18 protein-coding genes are annotated in these 16219 nt (G+C 41.2%); 11 read left to right on the top strand and 7 right to left on the bottom strand.

Features of this window, described 5'->3' with window-relative positions; genetic code table 11:
- The first annotated feature begins 9 nt into the window (after window positions 1-9).
- The 5 genes from dapF to PMAN_RS15805 are packed head-to-tail and all read left to right on the top strand — an operon-like array spanning window position 10 to window position 3513.
- Window positions 10-840 (top strand): diaminopimelate epimerase, encoded by an 831-nt coding sequence (dapF, locus tag PMAN_RS15825; protein WP_010557932.1) that lies wholly within the window; start codon window positions 10-12, stop codon window positions 838-840.
- The gene (locus tag PMAN_RS15820) at window positions 837-1448 is read left to right on the top strand and encodes a DUF484 family protein (RefSeq protein WP_010557931.1); all 612 of its coding nucleotides are present in this window, start codon (window positions 837-839) and stop codon (window positions 1446-1448) included. The genes dapF and PMAN_RS15820 overlap by 4 nt, the downstream gene beginning before the upstream one ends.
- On the top strand, window positions 1445-2389 hold the full coding sequence (locus PMAN_RS15815) for a tyrosine recombinase XerC (RefSeq protein WP_010557930.1): 945 nt from the start codon (window positions 1445-1447) through the stop codon (window positions 2387-2389). The genes PMAN_RS15820 and PMAN_RS15815 overlap by 4 nt, the downstream gene beginning before the upstream one ends.
- 9 nt (window positions 2390-2398) lie before the next feature.
- Window positions 2399-3109 (top strand): HAD-IA family hydrolase, encoded by a 711-nt coding sequence (locus PMAN_RS15810; protein WP_010557929.1) that lies wholly within the window; start codon window positions 2399-2401, stop codon window positions 3107-3109.
- 47 nt (window positions 3110-3156) lie between these two features.
- Window positions 3157-3513 (top strand): HopJ type III effector protein, encoded by a 357-nt coding sequence (locus PMAN_RS15805; protein ID WP_010557928.1) that lies wholly within the window; start codon window positions 3157-3159, stop codon window positions 3511-3513.
- Between the two features lie 36 nt (window positions 3514-3549).
- Here the strand turns inward: PMAN_RS15805 and PMAN_RS15800 are convergent, their stop codons facing one another.
- Together PMAN_RS15800 and PMAN_RS15795 are read right to left on the bottom strand one after the other, a co-directional pair.
- Window positions 3550-3957, bottom strand: coding sequence for a GNAT family N-acetyltransferase (locus PMAN_RS15800; RefSeq protein ID WP_008129452.1), 408 nt, complete (start codon window positions 3955-3957; stop codon window positions 3550-3552).
- Window positions 3958-3997: 40 nt separating this feature from the next.
- Window positions 3998-4303 (bottom strand): DUF6482 family protein, encoded by a 306-nt coding sequence (locus tag PMAN_RS15795; protein WP_006792473.1) that lies wholly within the window; start codon window positions 4301-4303, stop codon window positions 3998-4000.
- A 92-nt stretch (window positions 4304-4395) separates the two neighbouring features.
- On the opposite strand from PMAN_RS15795, the gene PMAN_RS15790 reads away from it, so the two are divergent.
- From PMAN_RS15790 to PMAN_RS15780, 3 genes are all read left to right on the top strand, one after another.
- Window positions 4396-5088, top strand: a complete 693-nt coding sequence (locus PMAN_RS15790) for a pseudouridine synthase (protein WP_010557927.1) — start codon at window positions 4396-4398, stop codon at window positions 5086-5088.
- Window positions 5089-5190: 102 nt separating this feature from the next.
- Window positions 5191-5565, top strand: coding sequence for a BlaI/MecI/CopY family transcriptional regulator (locus PMAN_RS15785; RefSeq protein ID WP_004588989.1), 375 nt, complete (start codon window positions 5191-5193; stop codon window positions 5563-5565).
- A gap of 9 nt (window positions 5566-5574) precedes the next feature.
- Entirely contained in the window at window positions 5575-6786 is a 1212-nt protein-coding gene (locus tag PMAN_RS15780) for a M56 family metallopeptidase (RefSeq protein WP_010557926.1), read from the top strand.
- Between the two features lie 73 nt (window positions 6787-6859).
- Here the strand turns inward: PMAN_RS15780 and PMAN_RS15775 are convergent, their stop codons facing one another.
- Window positions 6860-7243: an MAPEG family protein gene (locus PMAN_RS15775; protein WP_010557925.1), complete on the bottom strand. Its 384-nt coding sequence runs from the start codon at window positions 7241-7243 to the stop codon at window positions 6860-6862.
- A gap of 256 nt (window positions 7244-7499) precedes the next feature.
- On the opposite strand from PMAN_RS15775, the gene PMAN_RS15770 reads away from it, so the two are divergent.
- The gene (locus PMAN_RS15770; protein ID WP_010557924.1) at window positions 7500-8378 is read left to right on the top strand and encodes a DMT family transporter; all 879 of its coding nucleotides are present in this window, start codon (window positions 7500-7502) and stop codon (window positions 8376-8378) included.
- Between the two features lie 17 nt (window positions 8379-8395).
- Window positions 8396-9091, top strand: coding sequence for a hypothetical protein (locus tag PMAN_RS15765; protein ID WP_033035593.1), 696 nt, complete (start codon window positions 8396-8398; stop codon window positions 9089-9091).
- Window positions 9092-9140: 49 nt separating this feature from the next.
- Here the strand turns inward: PMAN_RS15765 and PMAN_RS15760 are convergent, their stop codons facing one another.
- From PMAN_RS15760 to PMAN_RS15745, 4 genes are all read right to left on the bottom strand, one after another.
- Entirely contained in the window at window positions 9141-9458 is a 318-nt protein-coding gene (locus tag PMAN_RS15760; RefSeq protein WP_006792480.1) for a DMT family transporter, read from the bottom strand.
- Window positions 9458-10990 carry a bifunctional GNAT family N-acetyltransferase/carbon-nitrogen hydrolase family protein gene (locus PMAN_RS15755; RefSeq protein WP_008129436.1) on the bottom strand — a complete coding sequence of 511 codons (1533 nt, stop codon included), beginning with the start codon at window positions 10988-10990 and terminating at the stop codon, window positions 9458-9460. The genes PMAN_RS15760 and PMAN_RS15755 overlap by 1 nt, the downstream gene beginning before the upstream one ends.
- A gap of 88 nt (window positions 10991-11078) precedes the next feature.
- Complete coding sequence (locus PMAN_RS15750) at window positions 11079-11927, bottom strand: MBL fold metallo-hydrolase (protein ID WP_010557922.1); 849 nt, start codon at window positions 11925-11927, stop codon at window positions 11079-11081.
- A gap of 57 nt (window positions 11928-11984) precedes the next feature.
- Window positions 11985-14267 carry a penicillin acylase family protein gene (locus PMAN_RS15745; protein WP_033035591.1) on the bottom strand — a complete coding sequence of 761 codons (2283 nt, stop codon included), beginning with the start codon at window positions 14265-14267 and terminating at the stop codon, window positions 11985-11987.
- 147 nt (window positions 14268-14414) lie between these two features.
- On the opposite strand from PMAN_RS15745, the gene ycaO reads away from it, so the two are divergent.
- Window positions 14415-16175 carry a 30S ribosomal protein S12 methylthiotransferase accessory factor YcaO gene (ycaO, locus tag PMAN_RS15740; RefSeq protein ID WP_010557920.1) on the top strand — a complete coding sequence of 587 codons (1761 nt, stop codon included), beginning with the start codon at window positions 14415-14417 and terminating at the stop codon, window positions 16173-16175.
- Window positions 16176-16219 lie beyond the last annotated feature (44 nt).

Raw genomic sequence — 16219 nt, 5'->3', positions numbered from 1 at the left:
TAGAGCGCTATGTTAGTTAATTTTTCCAAAATGCACGGCTTAGGCAACGACTTTGTTGTTATTGATAACATTACACAAAATGTATTTTTATCACGAGATCAAATAAAAAAACTGGCTGATCGCCACTTTGGCATTGGCTTTGACCAATTACTCATGGTTGAAGCACCATACTCCCCGGATCTTGATTTTCATTATCGTATTTTTAATGCCGATGGTACCGAAGTAGAACAATGCGGTAATGGTGCACGTTGCTTTGCACGTTTTGTGCGCATGAAAGGCCTGACTAACAAACATAAAATTAGTGTATCAACCAAATCGGGTAACTTAACGCTCTATATAGAAAAAGACGGCCAAGTTACGGTTAACATGGGGCACCCTAATTTCGAGCCAAGCAAAATACCGCTTAAAGCCAGCAAACGTGAACTCACCTACATTATAAGGGCTGAAGAACACACCGTATTTAGTGGCGCAGTATCTATGGGGAACCCACACTGTGTGCTTGAAGTTGACGATATTACGACAGCGCAGGTCGATGTATTGGGTCCACTGCTTGAAAACCACGAACGTTTTCCACAGCGCGCTAACATTGGGTTTATGCAAGTTATATCGCAGGAGCATATAAAGCTAAGAGTATGGGAGCGCGGCGTAAACGAAACGCTCGCTTGCGGCACTGGCGCGTGTGCAGCTATGGTCATTGGCCATATGCAAAGCAAGCTTTCAAGCGCGGTACAAGTCGACCTACCTGGTGGAACACTTCAAATACGTTGGAGTGGAGAAGGTCATCCAGTACGAATGACAGGCCCTGCTGAACACGTATTCGATGGACAAGTCGCGTTATGAGCGAGCTAAATGAAGAGCAAATTACTAGCTACTTACTCGCAAATCCTGACTTTTTAGTTAAACACCCAAACGTGCTTGCTCAGCTAGACCTTCAGCAGCAAGCGCAAGGGGCAACGTCATTAGTTCATATTCAACAGCGCCAATTGCGTGAACACAATACGCGTTTAAAAAATCAAATCGAGACAATGAGTCAGCACGCAGTTCAAAATGAGCTCGTATACCGTCTCCTCAGCCAATGCCACCGTCAGCTTTGGAGCCATGACGACTTTGATACCATCGCTAAAAATTTACACGCCATTGTGTGTTCAAATAACGACATAAGTGACTTTAAATTAATAAAATACACCCCTGACTACGACGAGCTTATTGAACACCGCCTTACAAACTCTGGACATTACTTAGGCCGTATTACAGCACAAGAACGGGCTCTATTATTTAGTGACGACACGCAATCTGCGGCCATATATTTAATTGGTGATAAAAAGCAACCGATTGCCATACTTGCGTTTGGCAGCAACAACGTGAACCATTTTGAACCCGCACAAGACAACCTGTTCGTTCTGGACTTTATTAGTGCCCTGCAGTTAAGGTTACAAAAACTCGCATGAGTGATGATGCGCCTAATATAAGCGAATTAAGTGACAACTGGCGCACACCCATTACGCTATTTAGCGACTACCTAAAATTTGAAAAACAATATTCAGCGCACACTGTAAATCAGTATGTTAGCCAACTTGGTTTTGCAGCCCTTTATTTTAATAAATTATGCGATGACTGGTTTGGCGTACAAGCAGAGCATATTCGCCGTTACAGTATGGCTTTACGCGCCAAACAACTAAGTGGCCGAACCATTAGCTTAAAATTGAGCTGTATCAGAAGTTTATATAAGTTTTTAAAAGCTAAAAATATTGCGCAGCAATCGCATTATCACAATCCTGCTACCGGCATTAAAGGCCCCAAATTTGCCAAGCCTTTACCTAAAAACCTCGACGTTGATCAAATGGCTCGCTTGCTCGAAATTCCTGACGACGACCCTTTGGCAATAAGAGACAAAGCTATGATGGAACTTATGTATTCATCAGGTTTACGTATTAGCGAGTTAGTTGGCGCTAACATGCAAGATATTAATGCCAAAAGTGGCGAAATATTAGTTCGCGGTAAAGGTAGCAAAGAACGCCTTATTCCCGTGGGAACAAAGGCATTAGACGCATTAAAAAAATGGTTAACCGTGCGCCCTCAGTTTGCAAAGCCAGACGAGCCAGGTGTATTTTTAAGTAGCCAAAAAAATCGTATTTCAATTCGCCAAGTGCGTTTGCGTATGCAAGAGTGGGGAATAAAGCAAGGTATTAGCTCACAGGTGCATCCGCATAAATTACGCCATTCATTTGCATCACATATTTTAGAATCGTCGGGTGATTTACGTGCTGTACAAGAATTGCTTGGCCACAGTAGCTTGTCGGCCACACAAGTGTATACCCATTTAGATTTTCAGCATTTAGCCAAAGTGTACGACAACACCCACCCACGCGCTAAAAAACAAACTGATTAGGAAATTATAATGATCCGATTTAATCGTGCAATACGCCCTTTTTCTGTCATGAGCTTTGATTTAGACGACACGCTATACAACAACCACCCAATTATAAAAGCAGCCGTTAGCGCCCAACAAAATTACTTAAATGCATTACCACGCTACCAAGAACAAGGCCCTCAATACTGGCAACAATGCCGGCAACTTGCCGCTCTGCAACAGCCCGAGCTAAAAGACAATGTAACGCAGTGGCGCAAGCACACATTGCGTTTAGCACTATCAAAGTTAGGATTTACTGAACAAGAAGTAGCACTGCACGCTAGTAACGCCTATAACGCATTTGCCGATGCACGCAGTAACATTGTAGTCAGCGACGACGTATTAGTGCTACTTGATAACTTAGCGCAACATTTTACCTTAATCGCCATAACCAATGGCAATGTTGAAATAGAACGCTTTAATTTACACAATAAGTTTGAGCTAGTGCTACAAGCGGGCATGCACGGTAAAGCTAAACCTCATAGCACCTTATTTGACAAAGCAGCTGCGCACCTAAAAGTCACCAAAAGCGACATACTCCATATTGGTGATAGCCTAGATACCGACGTACAAGGCGCCAATAACACAGGTTGTCAATCAGTGTGGTTAAACGATCAAAACGCTAAGTATAACTACAAAGGCCTAGCCGACGTGGAAATCACCAATATTCACGCATTAACGCATTTTATTCGTTCATAAGCTGCTACGAGTAAATTAGCCTTATAAATTAAATTTAGGGAACAATTATGACTTTAAACGAATACCTTAAATCACTTGCTGAGAACCCAAAAAGCATTCAATTTACCGATACAATGGCGGTGATTGAAGCCAATTACGATTTTACTGCTTGTGCCTTTAATAACCACGGGTTGCTGAGCTCAGCGAGTGAAAATAACGGTTCATGTAAAATTTTTGCGTTTGCAAAACTCAATGGGCTTAGCAAGCAAAACACTCTTGATTGCTTTGGTAAGTTTTACCGCGATGAGGTGCTTAAAAACCCTAACGGCGACGATCATATGAACATTCGCACGTTTATGTTAGCGCCAGAGGCGACACCATTTTTAGGCGTTACGTTTGAAGGCGAGCCTTTAACAGCGAAGTAACTGGGCTCCGATTAAAAAATTGAGTTATGTTATAAATTAAAGTGGTTTTTCCATAAAATAGCGGGTGCCGCAAAGTGGGTAGTTATCAAGTTGATACTTTACGCTGTATCCGCGCTTTTCATAAAAAGGTTTTGCTTGAAAGTCGAGAGTGTCTAGCTGGGCTTTTTTAGCGCCAAGCAATATAGCAGCTTGCTCTAACTCTGTGAGCAACTGCCCTGCAAGGCCTTCATTACGAGCGATTTCACTGCACCAAAGCCAATTTATAATTAGCCAATTGCCAAATACGCAACCACTAATACCAGCCATTAGTTCGTTATTATTATCAACAAATTTATAGCCGAGTGGCACTCTTTGCGCATCAAAGTGCTTGGCATTAAAATCAACTATTTTATTACGTAAAGTTGAGTTTAACGCATCGCTGTTATCAGATTTTAATTGATACATATACCGCTCCTAAAAAAGCGATATTAGCAAACACACTTAATTAAAAAAGATTATTTTTACCGAAAGGCACTTCAAGTAAGTTGCTTGAAGTTTTTTCGGGCTGCCCGCACATTTCGTCGTATGCGCTTGTGTGGCGAAGCATCATTTGTGCGTACGCTATTTTTTCAAACCGCTTTTGTACATGCAGCGGGCTTACTGCTCTTACAAATTCGCCATCTTCCTCTGTTACATAATATTCAACGTTATTAATGATCACAGAAACCTGGTAAAGCGCCATTTCAAGTGAGTGAACAACTACTTTTTGTAGCGGCTCATGATTTTTTAGTTCAGAAAATTTCATACCCATTTTTGTTCACCTTAATTAAATATCGCTTTATCGATACGCAGCTTTGCTATAATCGCGATCAGTTTTTTATTACCAACTAACGAGAACACTTTATGAGCAACAAAATCCGCCTTGCTAAATACATTGCTCATGCAGGCGTGTGCTCGCGTAAACAGGCATCGCGTTTAATAGATGAAGGGGTAGTAACGGTAAATAATCGCCCTGCTAATCATATTGATCACGTTGATGAGCAAGACGACATAATAGTTAATGGCCAAGTAGTTAAAGGGGCAGCCGATTTAGTTTATTTTGCGTACCACAAGCCTGTAGGTATTGACTGCAAATTAAATGAAAATGACCCCGCCAGCCTTATTCACCATTTACCTACCCTCACCCGGGTTTACCCCATTGGCCGATTAGATAAAGACTCTCGCGGCTTGCTTATTTTGACCAACGACGGTGACTTTTGTAATCAACTTATTCACCCTGACTTCCACCAGCCTAAACGTTATATAGTCACGGTAAATAAACCTATTAATAACGCGTTTTGTGAAAAAATGGCTGCAGGTATCCCCGTTGATAAACAAATAACCTTACCGTGTGAAGTAACTAAAATAGCTGACAATCAATTTAGTATTATTTTAAAACAAGGGCTTAACAGACAAATACGTAAAATGGCGCATTACTGCGGCTTTAAAGTAATTGATTTATTTAGAGTGCAATTTAGCGAACTCGCCCTCTCAAACCTAAACCTACCTGAAAACCACTCCATACAAATTAATAAAACTGATATTTCGAAAATCTAATACCAAATCGCTTAATTACACCGCAAAAAGTTAAAAAATAACCTTGCAAAAATAGATTACAGGTGTAGTCTTGATTTAAAGATTACATTTGTAGGCAATAAAATGATTGAGTTATCAAAAGCAGAATTCGACGTGCTTGATGCGCTTTGGATTAATTACCCTGCCACCGCGAGCCAAATTATTGAGCGCTTAAGCGATGATAAGCAATGGCATGAAAAAACCATTAAAACCCTACTGGGTCGATTAGTTAAAAAAGGCGCACTGACCTTTGAAAAAGACGGCCGCCAATATATTTATACCCCTTGTATGGAGCGCGCCGACTACACATTAAAAGAAAGCAAAAATTTTATTGAGCGTTTTTTTAGTGGCCGTATAGCGCCGCTGGTAAGCGGGTTTGCTAAATCAGAGCAGCTTTCGCAGCAAGATATAAATGAGCTTAAAAAAGTCATTGATGACTGGGAAAAAAACCAAAAGTAAGGATTAGCTATGGATATTCAAACTGGGTTTAATTGGTTAATTGAGCAACAACTACTATTGAGTATTTTGTTTTGTGGATTTATTTTACTCGAGCGATTTGGTTTAAAAACCCTTGGCGCGCGGTTTGTATACAAGTTAGCGTGGTTAATGCCTGCGGCATTAGTTATCGCTAATTTACCCAATGCTATTAAACCACTGCAAAATAGCAATATTAGCCATTACTTAATTACCCCTAACCAGCCTTTTACACATGAAATGGGTATTAGCTGGGCACTTATGTATGTACTTATTACTGCGGGGTTATTAATAGCTAGTTTTATTACACACACTCGTTTTGTTAAAAGCCTGCAGCTAACTGAGCTAACACACTTTAACCATACACTTACTACAAGTGCTAAAACTTATATCAGCCAACATGTAGCCACACCAATGGTGGTGGGTATTTTTCAAAGCAAGCTAGTACTGCCCAGTGATTATAATATCCAGTTTGATAAAGCCACATTGGCGCTTATTTTAGAGCACGAAAACGTACACTTTAAACGCAAAGACAACCTAACAAACGCATTCATGCTGCTACCCACTATTTTACTTTGGTTTAACCCACTCGCTTGGTTTTGTTACGCAAGCGTGCGCCGTCTACAAGAGCTGACTTGTGATGAACGGGTACTTGCCAATAAAACCACTCACCAACACATTTTATACAGCAAAGCCTTAGTGAACTGCGCGGCAGCAACGCCCGCAGGCCTAATGGCCTATTCACACTACGGAGATAAAAAAACCATGTTACAACGACTTACCAATATAAAGCATAGTGGCAGCAGCTCTCGCTTTGCCAAAGGTGGCTTACTGCTAGTTGCAGCAAGTATGTTAAGCACGCTCGCTATTGCAAAGCAACCACAAACAGAGGGCGCTAAAGAAGAGCATATTTCACCAACTATTCGCATTGAGCCTCACTACCCAGCCCAAGCAGCTAAGCAAGGCATTAGCGGATCTGTGGTGTTAAAATACGATATTGCCGCTAATGGCAGAACAAAAAACATTAGTGTCATTCAATCTAAGCCGTCAGACGTTTTTGATAAATCAGCTAAAGAAGCGCTGGCAAAGTGGGAGTATAAAACCTCTAAGGCCGGCTTTAATGACGTACTTGTACAGCTCGATTTTGCCATAAACAGCGAGGTTGCACATACCGATTTAATAGAGCGAATTAAAGTATCGCATTAGTGCTGTTGGGTAATACAAGAACACAAAGCAAGCGCCCTTTTAGGCCGCTTGCTTTGTGGTTTTAACAATAAAGTTAAATACTCACTACAATCATGGCAATGGCAGTACCTAAGCCAATAAACCATACAAGCGAACGTATAATATCTAAGTTCAACCAATAAAAAATACAATACAAAATGCGCGAGACTATATGAGTAACCGCCAAGGTTTCGGTTACTGCGTTTACCGAGTTAGTACCAAATACCACTGCAATAGCAACAGCAAAAACAGCGAGTGATTCAAAACAATTTTGATGAGCAGCGAGCGTCCGAGCACCAAAGCCAGTTAGTTTTGCTTGTTGGGAACGTGGGTGTTTATTGTCGTATTGGCCAAGCTTTGCCATCGCAACTGCCACAGGCACTTTTGCAAAGTAAGGCATTAATACGGCCAATAATGCGCATACTACTAATGTCGTCATAGTTTATTCTCTTATTATAAAATCTGATAATTTGAGCAATACATATACCATACACGCACAAAAAAAGCCGCCAATACGTTTTATGACAAACGCTGGCGGCTAAACAATAACATCACACTTACTATAGCTAAGTTTACTCATAAAGCAGTGCGGCATAATGTCGCAGGTGATGAATATTCACTATCACCCTTAATGCGTCGCTTTAATAATCAAAGATTGTTAACTTAAAGACCTTATTTTTTTATCGACGAATACCATGATCTGGATCTTTTTCACTTTTTTAGCCGCTTTTATGCAAGCATGGCGAAATGCCCTGCAAAGTAATTTAAGCTCACATGCAAGTGTGGCTGGCGTAACGCTTTCGCGCTTTATTTTAGCCGGCCCCATTGCTGCAGTGTATTTGTACGGCTTGTATCAATATCAAGATACCACCATGCCTACCTTTAATAATGCCTTTTGGGGATTTATTATTGGCGCAAGTATTATGCAAATACTCGCCACCGGCTTAATGGTAAAACTGTTTAAAATGAATAATTACGCCATAGGTGCAGGCCTTGCCAAGAGTGAAGCCTTAGTAGCTGCTATTTTAGGGGTATTGTTTTTTGGCTCTGCGCTTAGCCTACTTGGTTGGCTGGGTGTATTTTTAGGCGCTATTGCGGTGCTTTTACTTAGCGGTATAACCAGCGTAAAACACTTTGATGCTAAAACAGCGTTACTGGGCCTTGCCTGTGGTACCAGCTTTGCCCTTACATCGCTGTGGGTGCGTGAAGCGAGTTTAAATTCAGGGTTATTATTTCCGCACTCGGCTGCATGGGTTTTACTGTTTGTAATAAGCCTACAAACGCTTATATTACTTAGCTATTTATTACTAAAAGAGCCACACACAGTTGGCAAACTTTGGCAATATAAAGGCACTACTGCCGCAATTAGTATTTTTAGCTGTGTAGGCTCTATTGGCTGGTTTAGCGCAATGAGTTTACAGCATGTGGCATATGTTAAAACGCTTGGGCAGATTGAAGTATTTTTTACTATGTTAATTGCCGTACTTTGGCTCAAACAGCCACTTAAAAAACAAGACACTGCGGGCTTAATACTTATAGCCATTGCCGCTATTTTGGTGATGTTACCACTATAAATAAAAAAGGGTTTTAATTGAAAATAATACTACTACCGGGGCTTGATGGAACAGGAATGCTTTTTAAAGGAATACTCGAAGTACTTCCTAAGGCTTTAAATATTCAAGTGTTTTGTTTAGATGAACTCGAAGGCGATAGCTATGCTAAAAAAGCACAATACCTAGCTGAACATTTGCAAAGTACTGAATTATTTATCGTAGCGGAGTCATACTCTGGGCCAATAGCATATGAGCTATGTAATATATTGGGTAGTAATGTAAAGCAGATTGTATTTCTGGCAAGCTTTATTTCGGCGCCTAGTTCATTATCTCGGTGTGCCCATCTAATACCTACATTTGCTTTGCAGGCATCAGAATTAAATATGTGGTTATTAAATAAAATAGGATTTGCAGGTACGGGAAGTGACAGTCAAATACTAGATGTATTTAAATCAATTAGCTTCGCAAATAAAGCTAAACTAAAAAATAGATTACAGAACATATCTCGATTACGTAAACCTCAAAACCCACACGCTACACCTGTGGTGTATATTAAGCCTACAAACGACATATTAGTTAATAACCGTGCTGTTGATGAGGTTAAAAGTGTATTTAATAATACAAAGGTAATCACAATATCCGGTGGGCATTTTATTGCTCAGACAAACCCTATTAAATGTGCAGACATTATAAAAAAAGAGATATATGAGAATAAATCGACTCAATATTTTTAATTTAAATAAAACGGCGCTAGTGAAATCAGGCGCCGCCATAAAATATAAATTAAGAGCTGATTTTTAGCGTTATCACACCGCAAATGATCATAAGCACACCCGCAATACGCCCAAACGTGGCTGCATCACCGTAAAGTAATATACCCACTAAAAACGTACCCGCAGCACCTATACCTGTCCATACGGCATAGGAAGTCCCCATTGATATTTGCTTTTGTGCAAGCCACAACATAAAACCACTGGCTGTTAAAAATGCAATGGCCATTGCTATTCCCTGCCAGCGTGTGTCGGGATTTTGTGAAATTTTTAAACCAATTGGCCAGCCTATTTCAAGCAAGCCGGCAATGACTAAATAAACCCAAGCCATTAAACATCTCTCTTTTTCAAAATTACGTCGTATAAATCTTCGCGGCGATCTTTTAAATTACGCACTGTCCCTTCGCTATGAAGAATTTTTAGCTTATCCATATCAAGGTCGCTAAATAATAACATTTCGGTATTAGGTGTTGCTTCGTTAAGTGTTGCATCGTGCGGGAACGAAAAGTCAGATGGCGTCAGTACTGCCGATTGCGAGTACTGTACGTCTAGGCTTTCTACTTGTGGTAAGTTACCCACTGAACCTGCAATAACCACATAACATTCGTTTTCGATTGCCCGCGCTTGTGCACAATGGCGAACCCGTAAATAACTATTTTTAGTGTCGGTCCAAAACGGCACAAACAGTATATCAAGCCCTTGCTTAGCTAATATGCGTGAAAGCTCTGGGAACTCTACATCGTAACAAATTTGAATACCTACGCGCCCAGCATCGGTATCAAACACGGCAATTTTGTCGCCGCCTTGAATAACCCAATCGTTTTGCTCATGTGGGGTTATGTGTATTTTACGCTGCTCGTCTATTTTGCCGCTACGGTGGCATAAATAACTTACGTTATAAATTTTATCGTCTTCGGCAAGTGGCATAGAGCCAGTAATAATATTGGCGTTATATTCTATTGCCATACGCGACATCGCGTTTTTAAACGTTTCGGTGTATTCGGCTAAATAGCGGATTGCTTCAGTTTGATTGCTTTGCTCGGTTAATCCCATCAGCGGCGCGTTAAAAAATTCAGGGAATAAAATAAAGTCACTTTTGTAGTCAGATACCGTATCTACAAAATACTCTACCTGCTTGAGCATTTCTTCAACCGATTCAACACAACGCATTTGCCATTGCACGGCCCCTACTCGTACTATCGATTTAGTCGATTCGAGTACGGTGTCGGTTGGCTCGTACATTATGTTATTCCACTCAAGTAAGGTGGCATAACCTACAGACTCTTGATCTTCTGGTAGGTACTTTTTTAGTAATCGCTTTACCTGAAAGTCATTAGAAAGCTGAAAACTTAAAATTGGGTCATAAAGCTCTTTTTGGTCAACCTTTTCAATGTATTCCATTGGCGTCATTTCACTGCTGTGATTGTAATAACGCGGAATACGGCCTCCGGCTAAAATAGCGCGTAAGTTATATTGGCGGCACAATTCTTTACGGGCATCATAAAGGCGACGCCCTAAACGCATACCTCGGTGAGTTTCGCTAATAGCAACATCTAAACCGTATAGCGCATCGCCATCGGTATCGCTAAATACACGGTCATGGCCGTCAGCAATGTCTTCGTAGGTGTGCGGATTTGAAAAGCGGGCGTAGTCTACTTGCACGCTGAGTGCTAAACCCACCAGCACGCCGTCATCTACTATGCCGATTTGCCCTTCTGGAAACTGATCGATTAATCTAAAAATGGTATGGCTTGGCCATGCGCCACCTAAGTCTGGGTAAGCTTGATCCATTAGCGTTTTTATTTGTGGGTACTGCTCTTTGGTCAAGTTACAAATTTCTAGGTGGGTTTTTTCTGCCGACATACACAACTCCTTGGGGCATGGGAACAAAAAAGCTGAACAAATGCTCAGCTTAATAAACTATATTATGCGTGCTAACTCACTTTGCAAGTTACTTTAAGCTACGATAAAACAATGTGGTTACTCGCTCTTTTGGTAGCCATTTTGCATATTTAAGACCCAGCTCTGATAATGGGTCGGCGTCAAGTACTTGCTGCAAACTTGCATCGTTTTGCATTGCCTTAAGCATAACATCTTTGGCTTTTTGCACCAGCTTACGATACGTTATCAGCCCTGAACGGTCACTTACTGGACCATGCCCCGGAATAACTTGTGTATTATCGTCGATTTGGTTAATAACATCGTCAACCGCAGCTAATACTCCATCAACACTGCCGCCACTATCTACATCAACAAACGGTAAGCTACCAAAATTAAAGTAAATATCACCCATGTGAACTATGTTGTCGTTACTAAAAAAGATAACTGAGTCGCCGTCGGTATGGGCATGTTTGTAATGCACAACATGTGCGTGTTCATTATTAAAATGAAGTTTTAAATCGTGACCAAAACTAATACGAGGTAAAAATTTAGAACCCTCACCATGCTTTTCTTTCAAACGCTTATGAACATTGTCGTGCGCAATGACATGTGCACCTGCTTTAGCAAAATTTTCATTGCCGCCGGTATGGTCGCCATGGTGATGGGTATTAATTACAAATTCGGCGCTACCAAGCTTTAAGTCGCTGATGGTTTTTTTAATATCGTCTGAGAGCTTAGCAAACTGATCGTCAATAATATAAATACCGTCATCACCCACACTTGCAGCAATGTTGCCACCTTGCCCGAATAGTACATAGACACTTTCACTTAATTTTTCTGCGGTAACGGGGTTATCGTCTGCATGAGCCGATGCGCTCAGTAGTAAACCTGTTATTAACGCGGGTAGTAATTTTTTCATTTTAGTTCTCCATTGTTAGAGTTATATAGAACGTGATTACTTACATTTTGGCTCACACTACTTTGGTGAGATAACGATTTGATGCATTAGCGTTTGTGGTAATAGCGCAGTTTGCTTCCCTTCAATATAGTCGCTAAAACCAGCTCTATAAAACTCTGATAGCGGGTGACCCGATTGGCCACCCGGCACGCTTAAAATAGCCTGTTCTAAATGCCCTGGTTGAGCAATAAAACGTTGTGATGCACCAAAACTCTGCCCCTGCACCGCAGGCATATAGGAGTCACCAAATCCTGCAGCGGTTGGCATATTAAGTAACTTTGCCAATAAAGGGATTTGTTTTGCAAAAGGATGCTCGATTACCAGCTCATTTACTTTACCCCACTGCCACTGTTTTATATTAGTGCCAAATTGCTCACTCAATTTATTTACAGTGTGATCAAAAGCACCCGCTAATTGTTCGTCCCAACTATTAAATTGAGGGTTAATCCAAGATGCAGGCTTATTATTAATAAGTTGCCACAGCGCCGGCTCCAACCCACGCTTGATAGGCTTAAGTGTGCCCTCATGCTCATTAAGAGTGACTTCAATATGGTTAAACACAAGGTTAATAACTTCATCTCTATAGCGTTTAACCAGGGTATAGCCTACCGAAGAAGCACATGCGCATTGCTGCCAGTTTTCAAGCTCTGTGATGTACTTCGCATTTTTAACCTCATTGGTTTTTAACTGCTTGAGTAACAACTCATGCCATGGCATTAAAAAGCGGGCTTGGTTATCAAGCTGTAGTGCGTAAAAGTCGCTCTCGGCAAAGGTTTGTTTTTCAAATAAACGGTCACGAATTTGGCTTGAACGTGCACCTAATGCGTAGCCGCCATTACCAAAACGTGCGTTGTCGCTGGCAGATACAACACGAGAGTTTCCTGTCCATAATCGCCCGCTGGGTGGGTTTTTAACAAATGGGCGATTAATTTCGTTTTGCTCAAAAAGTGCAGAGTAGTGCTGTGCATTTACACTTAACTCACTGACATTTGTACGCGCCGGAATACCGCCTATATTTTTCCATGCCGCATTACCTAGGCTATCAACAACCATTAAATTCTGTACAGGTATACCCACATTACTTGCAAGGGCGAGCGCATCGTCCACAGTATCTGCTTGCTCAAGCTTTAATAGCTGCATGTTAACCGCATAAGGTTGATGCGCTGCCCAACTAAGTGCATAAGGCTTTTCGTTAATGTATTTTACTGGGCCGTATTCGCTCATTATTAGCGAGTAAGTTTCAACGCCTCCTTCAGGTAATAAAATAGGCTCATCAACAAGCCATGTTTTGCTATCGCTATTTAGCGCAATCCAATCGGCAGTATCTAAATAACCGTTAGTGAAACCCCATGCAATTTTATTATTGGTTCCCACTACAATGGCAGGAGTGCCAGGAAGTGATACGCCTGTTATTTGAGATTGTTTACCATTTTGTGTGTAATTAAGCTGCGCTCTGTACCAAATAACCGGCACCGCCATTGATAAGTGCATATCGTCAGACACCATACCTGCACCTGTTTTTGTAAGCTCTCCGGTAACGGCCCAATTATTACTACCAAGCTCTTGAGGGGCTTCAATGTGGCTTGCAACATGAGTCGTTTGCGGTGCAAGAATGGGTAATTCACCTGCAAATTTGGCTAATTTACTACCATCAAGCGCAGCTTGGTATTGGCTAGGTTGCGTTAAAAAATCAACCATATTTTTACTGTATATTTGCTCTAATTGAATCAAAGTTTGATCGCGATTAAATGTCATGCTTTGTAAATCTAAGTACATGCTAAAAATCACTAATAAGCTGTCTTCGCTTTGCCACGGTTTTTGAGTTGCGCCGGTAAGTATATATTCAAAGCTTGCATAACCTACTTGGGCTAAACCTTCGTTTACGCCTTGAGCATAACTTTTTAACAGCTGTTTATCGCGCTCTGGTAAGGTATTTAAAATAGCGAGGCTACGTTTTCGTAGTTGATGAAAACGCATTTTTTTATCAAGCTCAACAGCGGCTTTACCAAATAATTCACTTAGCTCTCCTGCAGCATTACGCCTAAGTAGATCCATTTGAAAAAATCGGTCCTGTCCGTGCGCATACCCTAAGCCATAAGCGGCATCGTTACGGCTTTTAGCGTTGATAACAGCTTGGCCCAATGTATCACGGGAAATTTTCACGGGTTCATTCACTGCCATACTGCGCCCGTTGCCATCAAGTGCAGGTAAACTTAAGCTAAGTACCCCATAAACGACAGCGGTGCCACTTAGCCCTAAAATTACAATTAATAACAACAAGCGTTTGATTAGTTTATACATTGAGTTGCCCTTCCACCCTTTGCGTTGCTTATATAATAACCACAGATTTATTAAATAATCATGATCTTGCTCGCAAAGGATGAAATAAACATCAAAATCCACGATAATGTCACTTCCACACATCGTGCAGAACTAGTTGAGATCAATATGACTGAAAAAACGTTTATCAAAGGTAAAGACCGCGATTTAGAATCGTCAATCTCTACCATGCAAAACAAGCTAAAAGCCCTAAACATTAATGTTGAAGAGGCGCTTTGGCTTAACCCTGTAGCTAACTGTTATTCGGTTCATATAAAAGATAGCGACTGCGGTGTTATGTTTACTAATGGTAAAGGTGCAACTGATAAAGCATCTATTGCTTCTGCACTTGGTGAATATTTTGAGCGTTTAAGCTGTAACTACTTTTTTGCTGACTTTTACCTAGGTGAAGAATTTGCCAACGGCGAGTTTACTCATTACCCAAACGAAAAATGGTTTAAAGTTGAAGGTGAAGAAGTGCCAGAGGGCATAATGGATGAAAGCCTGTGGGATTACTTTGACCCAGAGCGCGAACTTAATGCATCACACCTTTTTGATTTTAACTCAGGTAATAACGAGCGCGGCATTTGCACATTGCCATACACGCGCCAACGCGATAACCAAGACGTGTACATTCCAGTAAACGTGATTGGTAATATTTTTGTATCTAACGGTATGAGCGCAGGTAACACCAAGTTTGAAGCGCGAGTTCAGGGCTTGTCTGAAGTATTTGAACGCGCTATTAAAAACCGTATTATTGCTGAAGGCATTTGTTTACCAATCGTGCCTGAAGAGGTTGTTAAGCAGTACCCACAAATTCACGAAGCGTGTGAAGAACTGCGTAGCCATGGTTTTCATTTACGTATCGCCGATGCATCACTAGGCGGTAAATACCCAGTAATGAGCGTAACGCTGATTAACCCAACAGATGGCTCTGTATTTGCCTCGTTTGGTGCTCACCCTTCATTTGAAGTAGCCCTTGAGCGTACCGTTACAGAACTTTTACAAGGTCGTCGCCTTGATCAGCTTGATGTGTTCCAACCAGCCACGTTTGATAACGACGAAGTAGCAACGCCTGAAAACATTGAACTGCACTTTATTGATTCTAGCGGTTTAATATCGCATGACTTTTTCCGTGCAACTCCCGATTTTGACTTTGTTCATTGGGACTTTAGCGGTACCACAGAGCAAGAATATAACTTCTGTACAGATTTAATTCATAGCATGAACCACGACATTTATATTATGGATTACACGCACTTAAACGTGTATGCATGTCGTATTTTAGTACCGGGCATGTCAGACATTTACCCAGTAGATGAGCTTATTTGGCGTAACAACAACGAAGGCGCTAAATTCCGTGAAGCATTCCTATCGCTTGATCATTACGATGCTGAGCAGTGGATGGACATTTACGACAGTCTAGAGGAAGCCGGCCACAGCGATATTATTCGCGCTGCAGAGTTTATTGGCCTTGCAACCGATGCTGATACACCTTGGCACACACTGCGTATTGGTGAGCTTAAAGCGCACTTATGTTTAGCCGCAGGCAGCGAAGAAGCAATCGATTGGGTTGACTGGATACTGCATACAGGCCAAGTAAACGAAGAAGCAATGCGCCATTTCCGCTGCTTAAAAGCCATTCTTGAAATTAAATACGATGACGAGCGTGAATACGCCGACTACCAAGACGCACTGGGTTTAATGTTTGGTAGCGACAACGTAACGCTTGCAATTGAAATTGCTGAAGGCCGTACATTATTTAATGGTTTAACCTTCCCAGGTTTATCGCTTGAAGGCTTTAAAAAGCATGCAGCGCTACTTGATGGCTACCGAAAGTTACATGTAGCTAAGCAAAATCATTGGGCACGTGATGTTAGCGATTCTTAATATTTAGATCGTTAATTATAAAAATAAAATGGCGCTTATGCATA

It is taken from the genome of Pseudoalteromonas marina (assembly GCF_000238335.3).
GTDB lineage: Bacteria > Pseudomonadota > Gammaproteobacteria > Enterobacterales > Alteromonadaceae > Pseudoalteromonas > Pseudoalteromonas marina.
The sequence above is the reverse complement of the archived record's forward strand: the minus strand, read 5'-3'. Positions and strand labels throughout refer to the sequence as shown.

Coding starts and splice junctions, on each gene's coding strand:
- PMAN_RS15805 (WP_010557928.1), top strand. CDS start 3,157: ATGACTTTAAACGAATACCTTAAATCACTTGCTGAGAACCCAAAAAGC.
- dapF (WP_010557932.1), top strand. CDS start 10: ATGTTAGTTAATTTTTCCAAAATGCACGGCTTAGGCAACGACTTTGTT.
- PMAN_RS15770 (WP_010557924.1), top strand. CDS start 7,500: ATGATCTGGATCTTTTTCACTTTTTTAGCCGCTTTTATGCAAGCATGG.
- PMAN_RS15750 (WP_010557922.1), bottom strand. CDS start 11,927: ATGAAAAAATTACTACCCGCGTTAATAACAGGTTTACTACTGAGCGCA.
- PMAN_RS15745 (WP_033035591.1), bottom strand. CDS start 14,267: ATGTATAAACTAATCAAACGCTTGTTGTTATTAATTGTAATTTTAGGG.
- PMAN_RS15815 (WP_010557930.1), top strand. CDS start 1,445: ATGAGTGATGATGCGCCTAATATAAGCGAATTAAGTGACAACTGGCGC.
- PMAN_RS15795 (WP_006792473.1), bottom strand. CDS start 4,303: ATGGGTATGAAATTTTCTGAACTAAAAAATCATGAGCCGCTACAAAAA.
- PMAN_RS15775 (WP_010557925.1), bottom strand. CDS start 7,243: ATGACGACATTAGTAGTATGCGCATTATTGGCCGTATTAATGCCTTAC.
- PMAN_RS15810 (WP_010557929.1), top strand. CDS start 2,399: ATGATCCGATTTAATCGTGCAATACGCCCTTTTTCTGTCATGAGCTTT.
- PMAN_RS15755 (WP_008129436.1), bottom strand. CDS start 10,990: ATGTCGGCAGAAAAAACCCACCTAGAAATTTGTAACTTGACCAAAGAG.
- PMAN_RS15820 (WP_010557931.1), top strand. CDS start 837: ATGAGCGAGCTAAATGAAGAGCAAATTACTAGCTACTTACTCGCAAAT.
- PMAN_RS15785 (WP_004588989.1), top strand. CDS start 5,191: ATGATTGAGTTATCAAAAGCAGAATTCGACGTGCTTGATGCGCTTTGG.
- PMAN_RS15760 (WP_006792480.1), bottom strand. CDS start 9,458: ATGGCTTGGGTTTATTTAGTCATTGCCGGCTTGCTTGAAATAGGCTGG.
- PMAN_RS15780 (WP_010557926.1), top strand. CDS start 5,575: ATGGATATTCAAACTGGGTTTAATTGGTTAATTGAGCAACAACTACTA.
- PMAN_RS15790 (WP_010557927.1), top strand. CDS start 4,396: ATGAGCAACAAAATCCGCCTTGCTAAATACATTGCTCATGCAGGCGTG.
- PMAN_RS15800 (WP_008129452.1), bottom strand. CDS start 3,957: ATGTATCAATTAAAATCTGATAACAGCGATGCGTTAAACTCAACTTTA.
- ycaO (WP_010557920.1), top strand. CDS start 14,415: ATGACTGAAAAAACGTTTATCAAAGGTAAAGACCGCGATTTAGAATCG.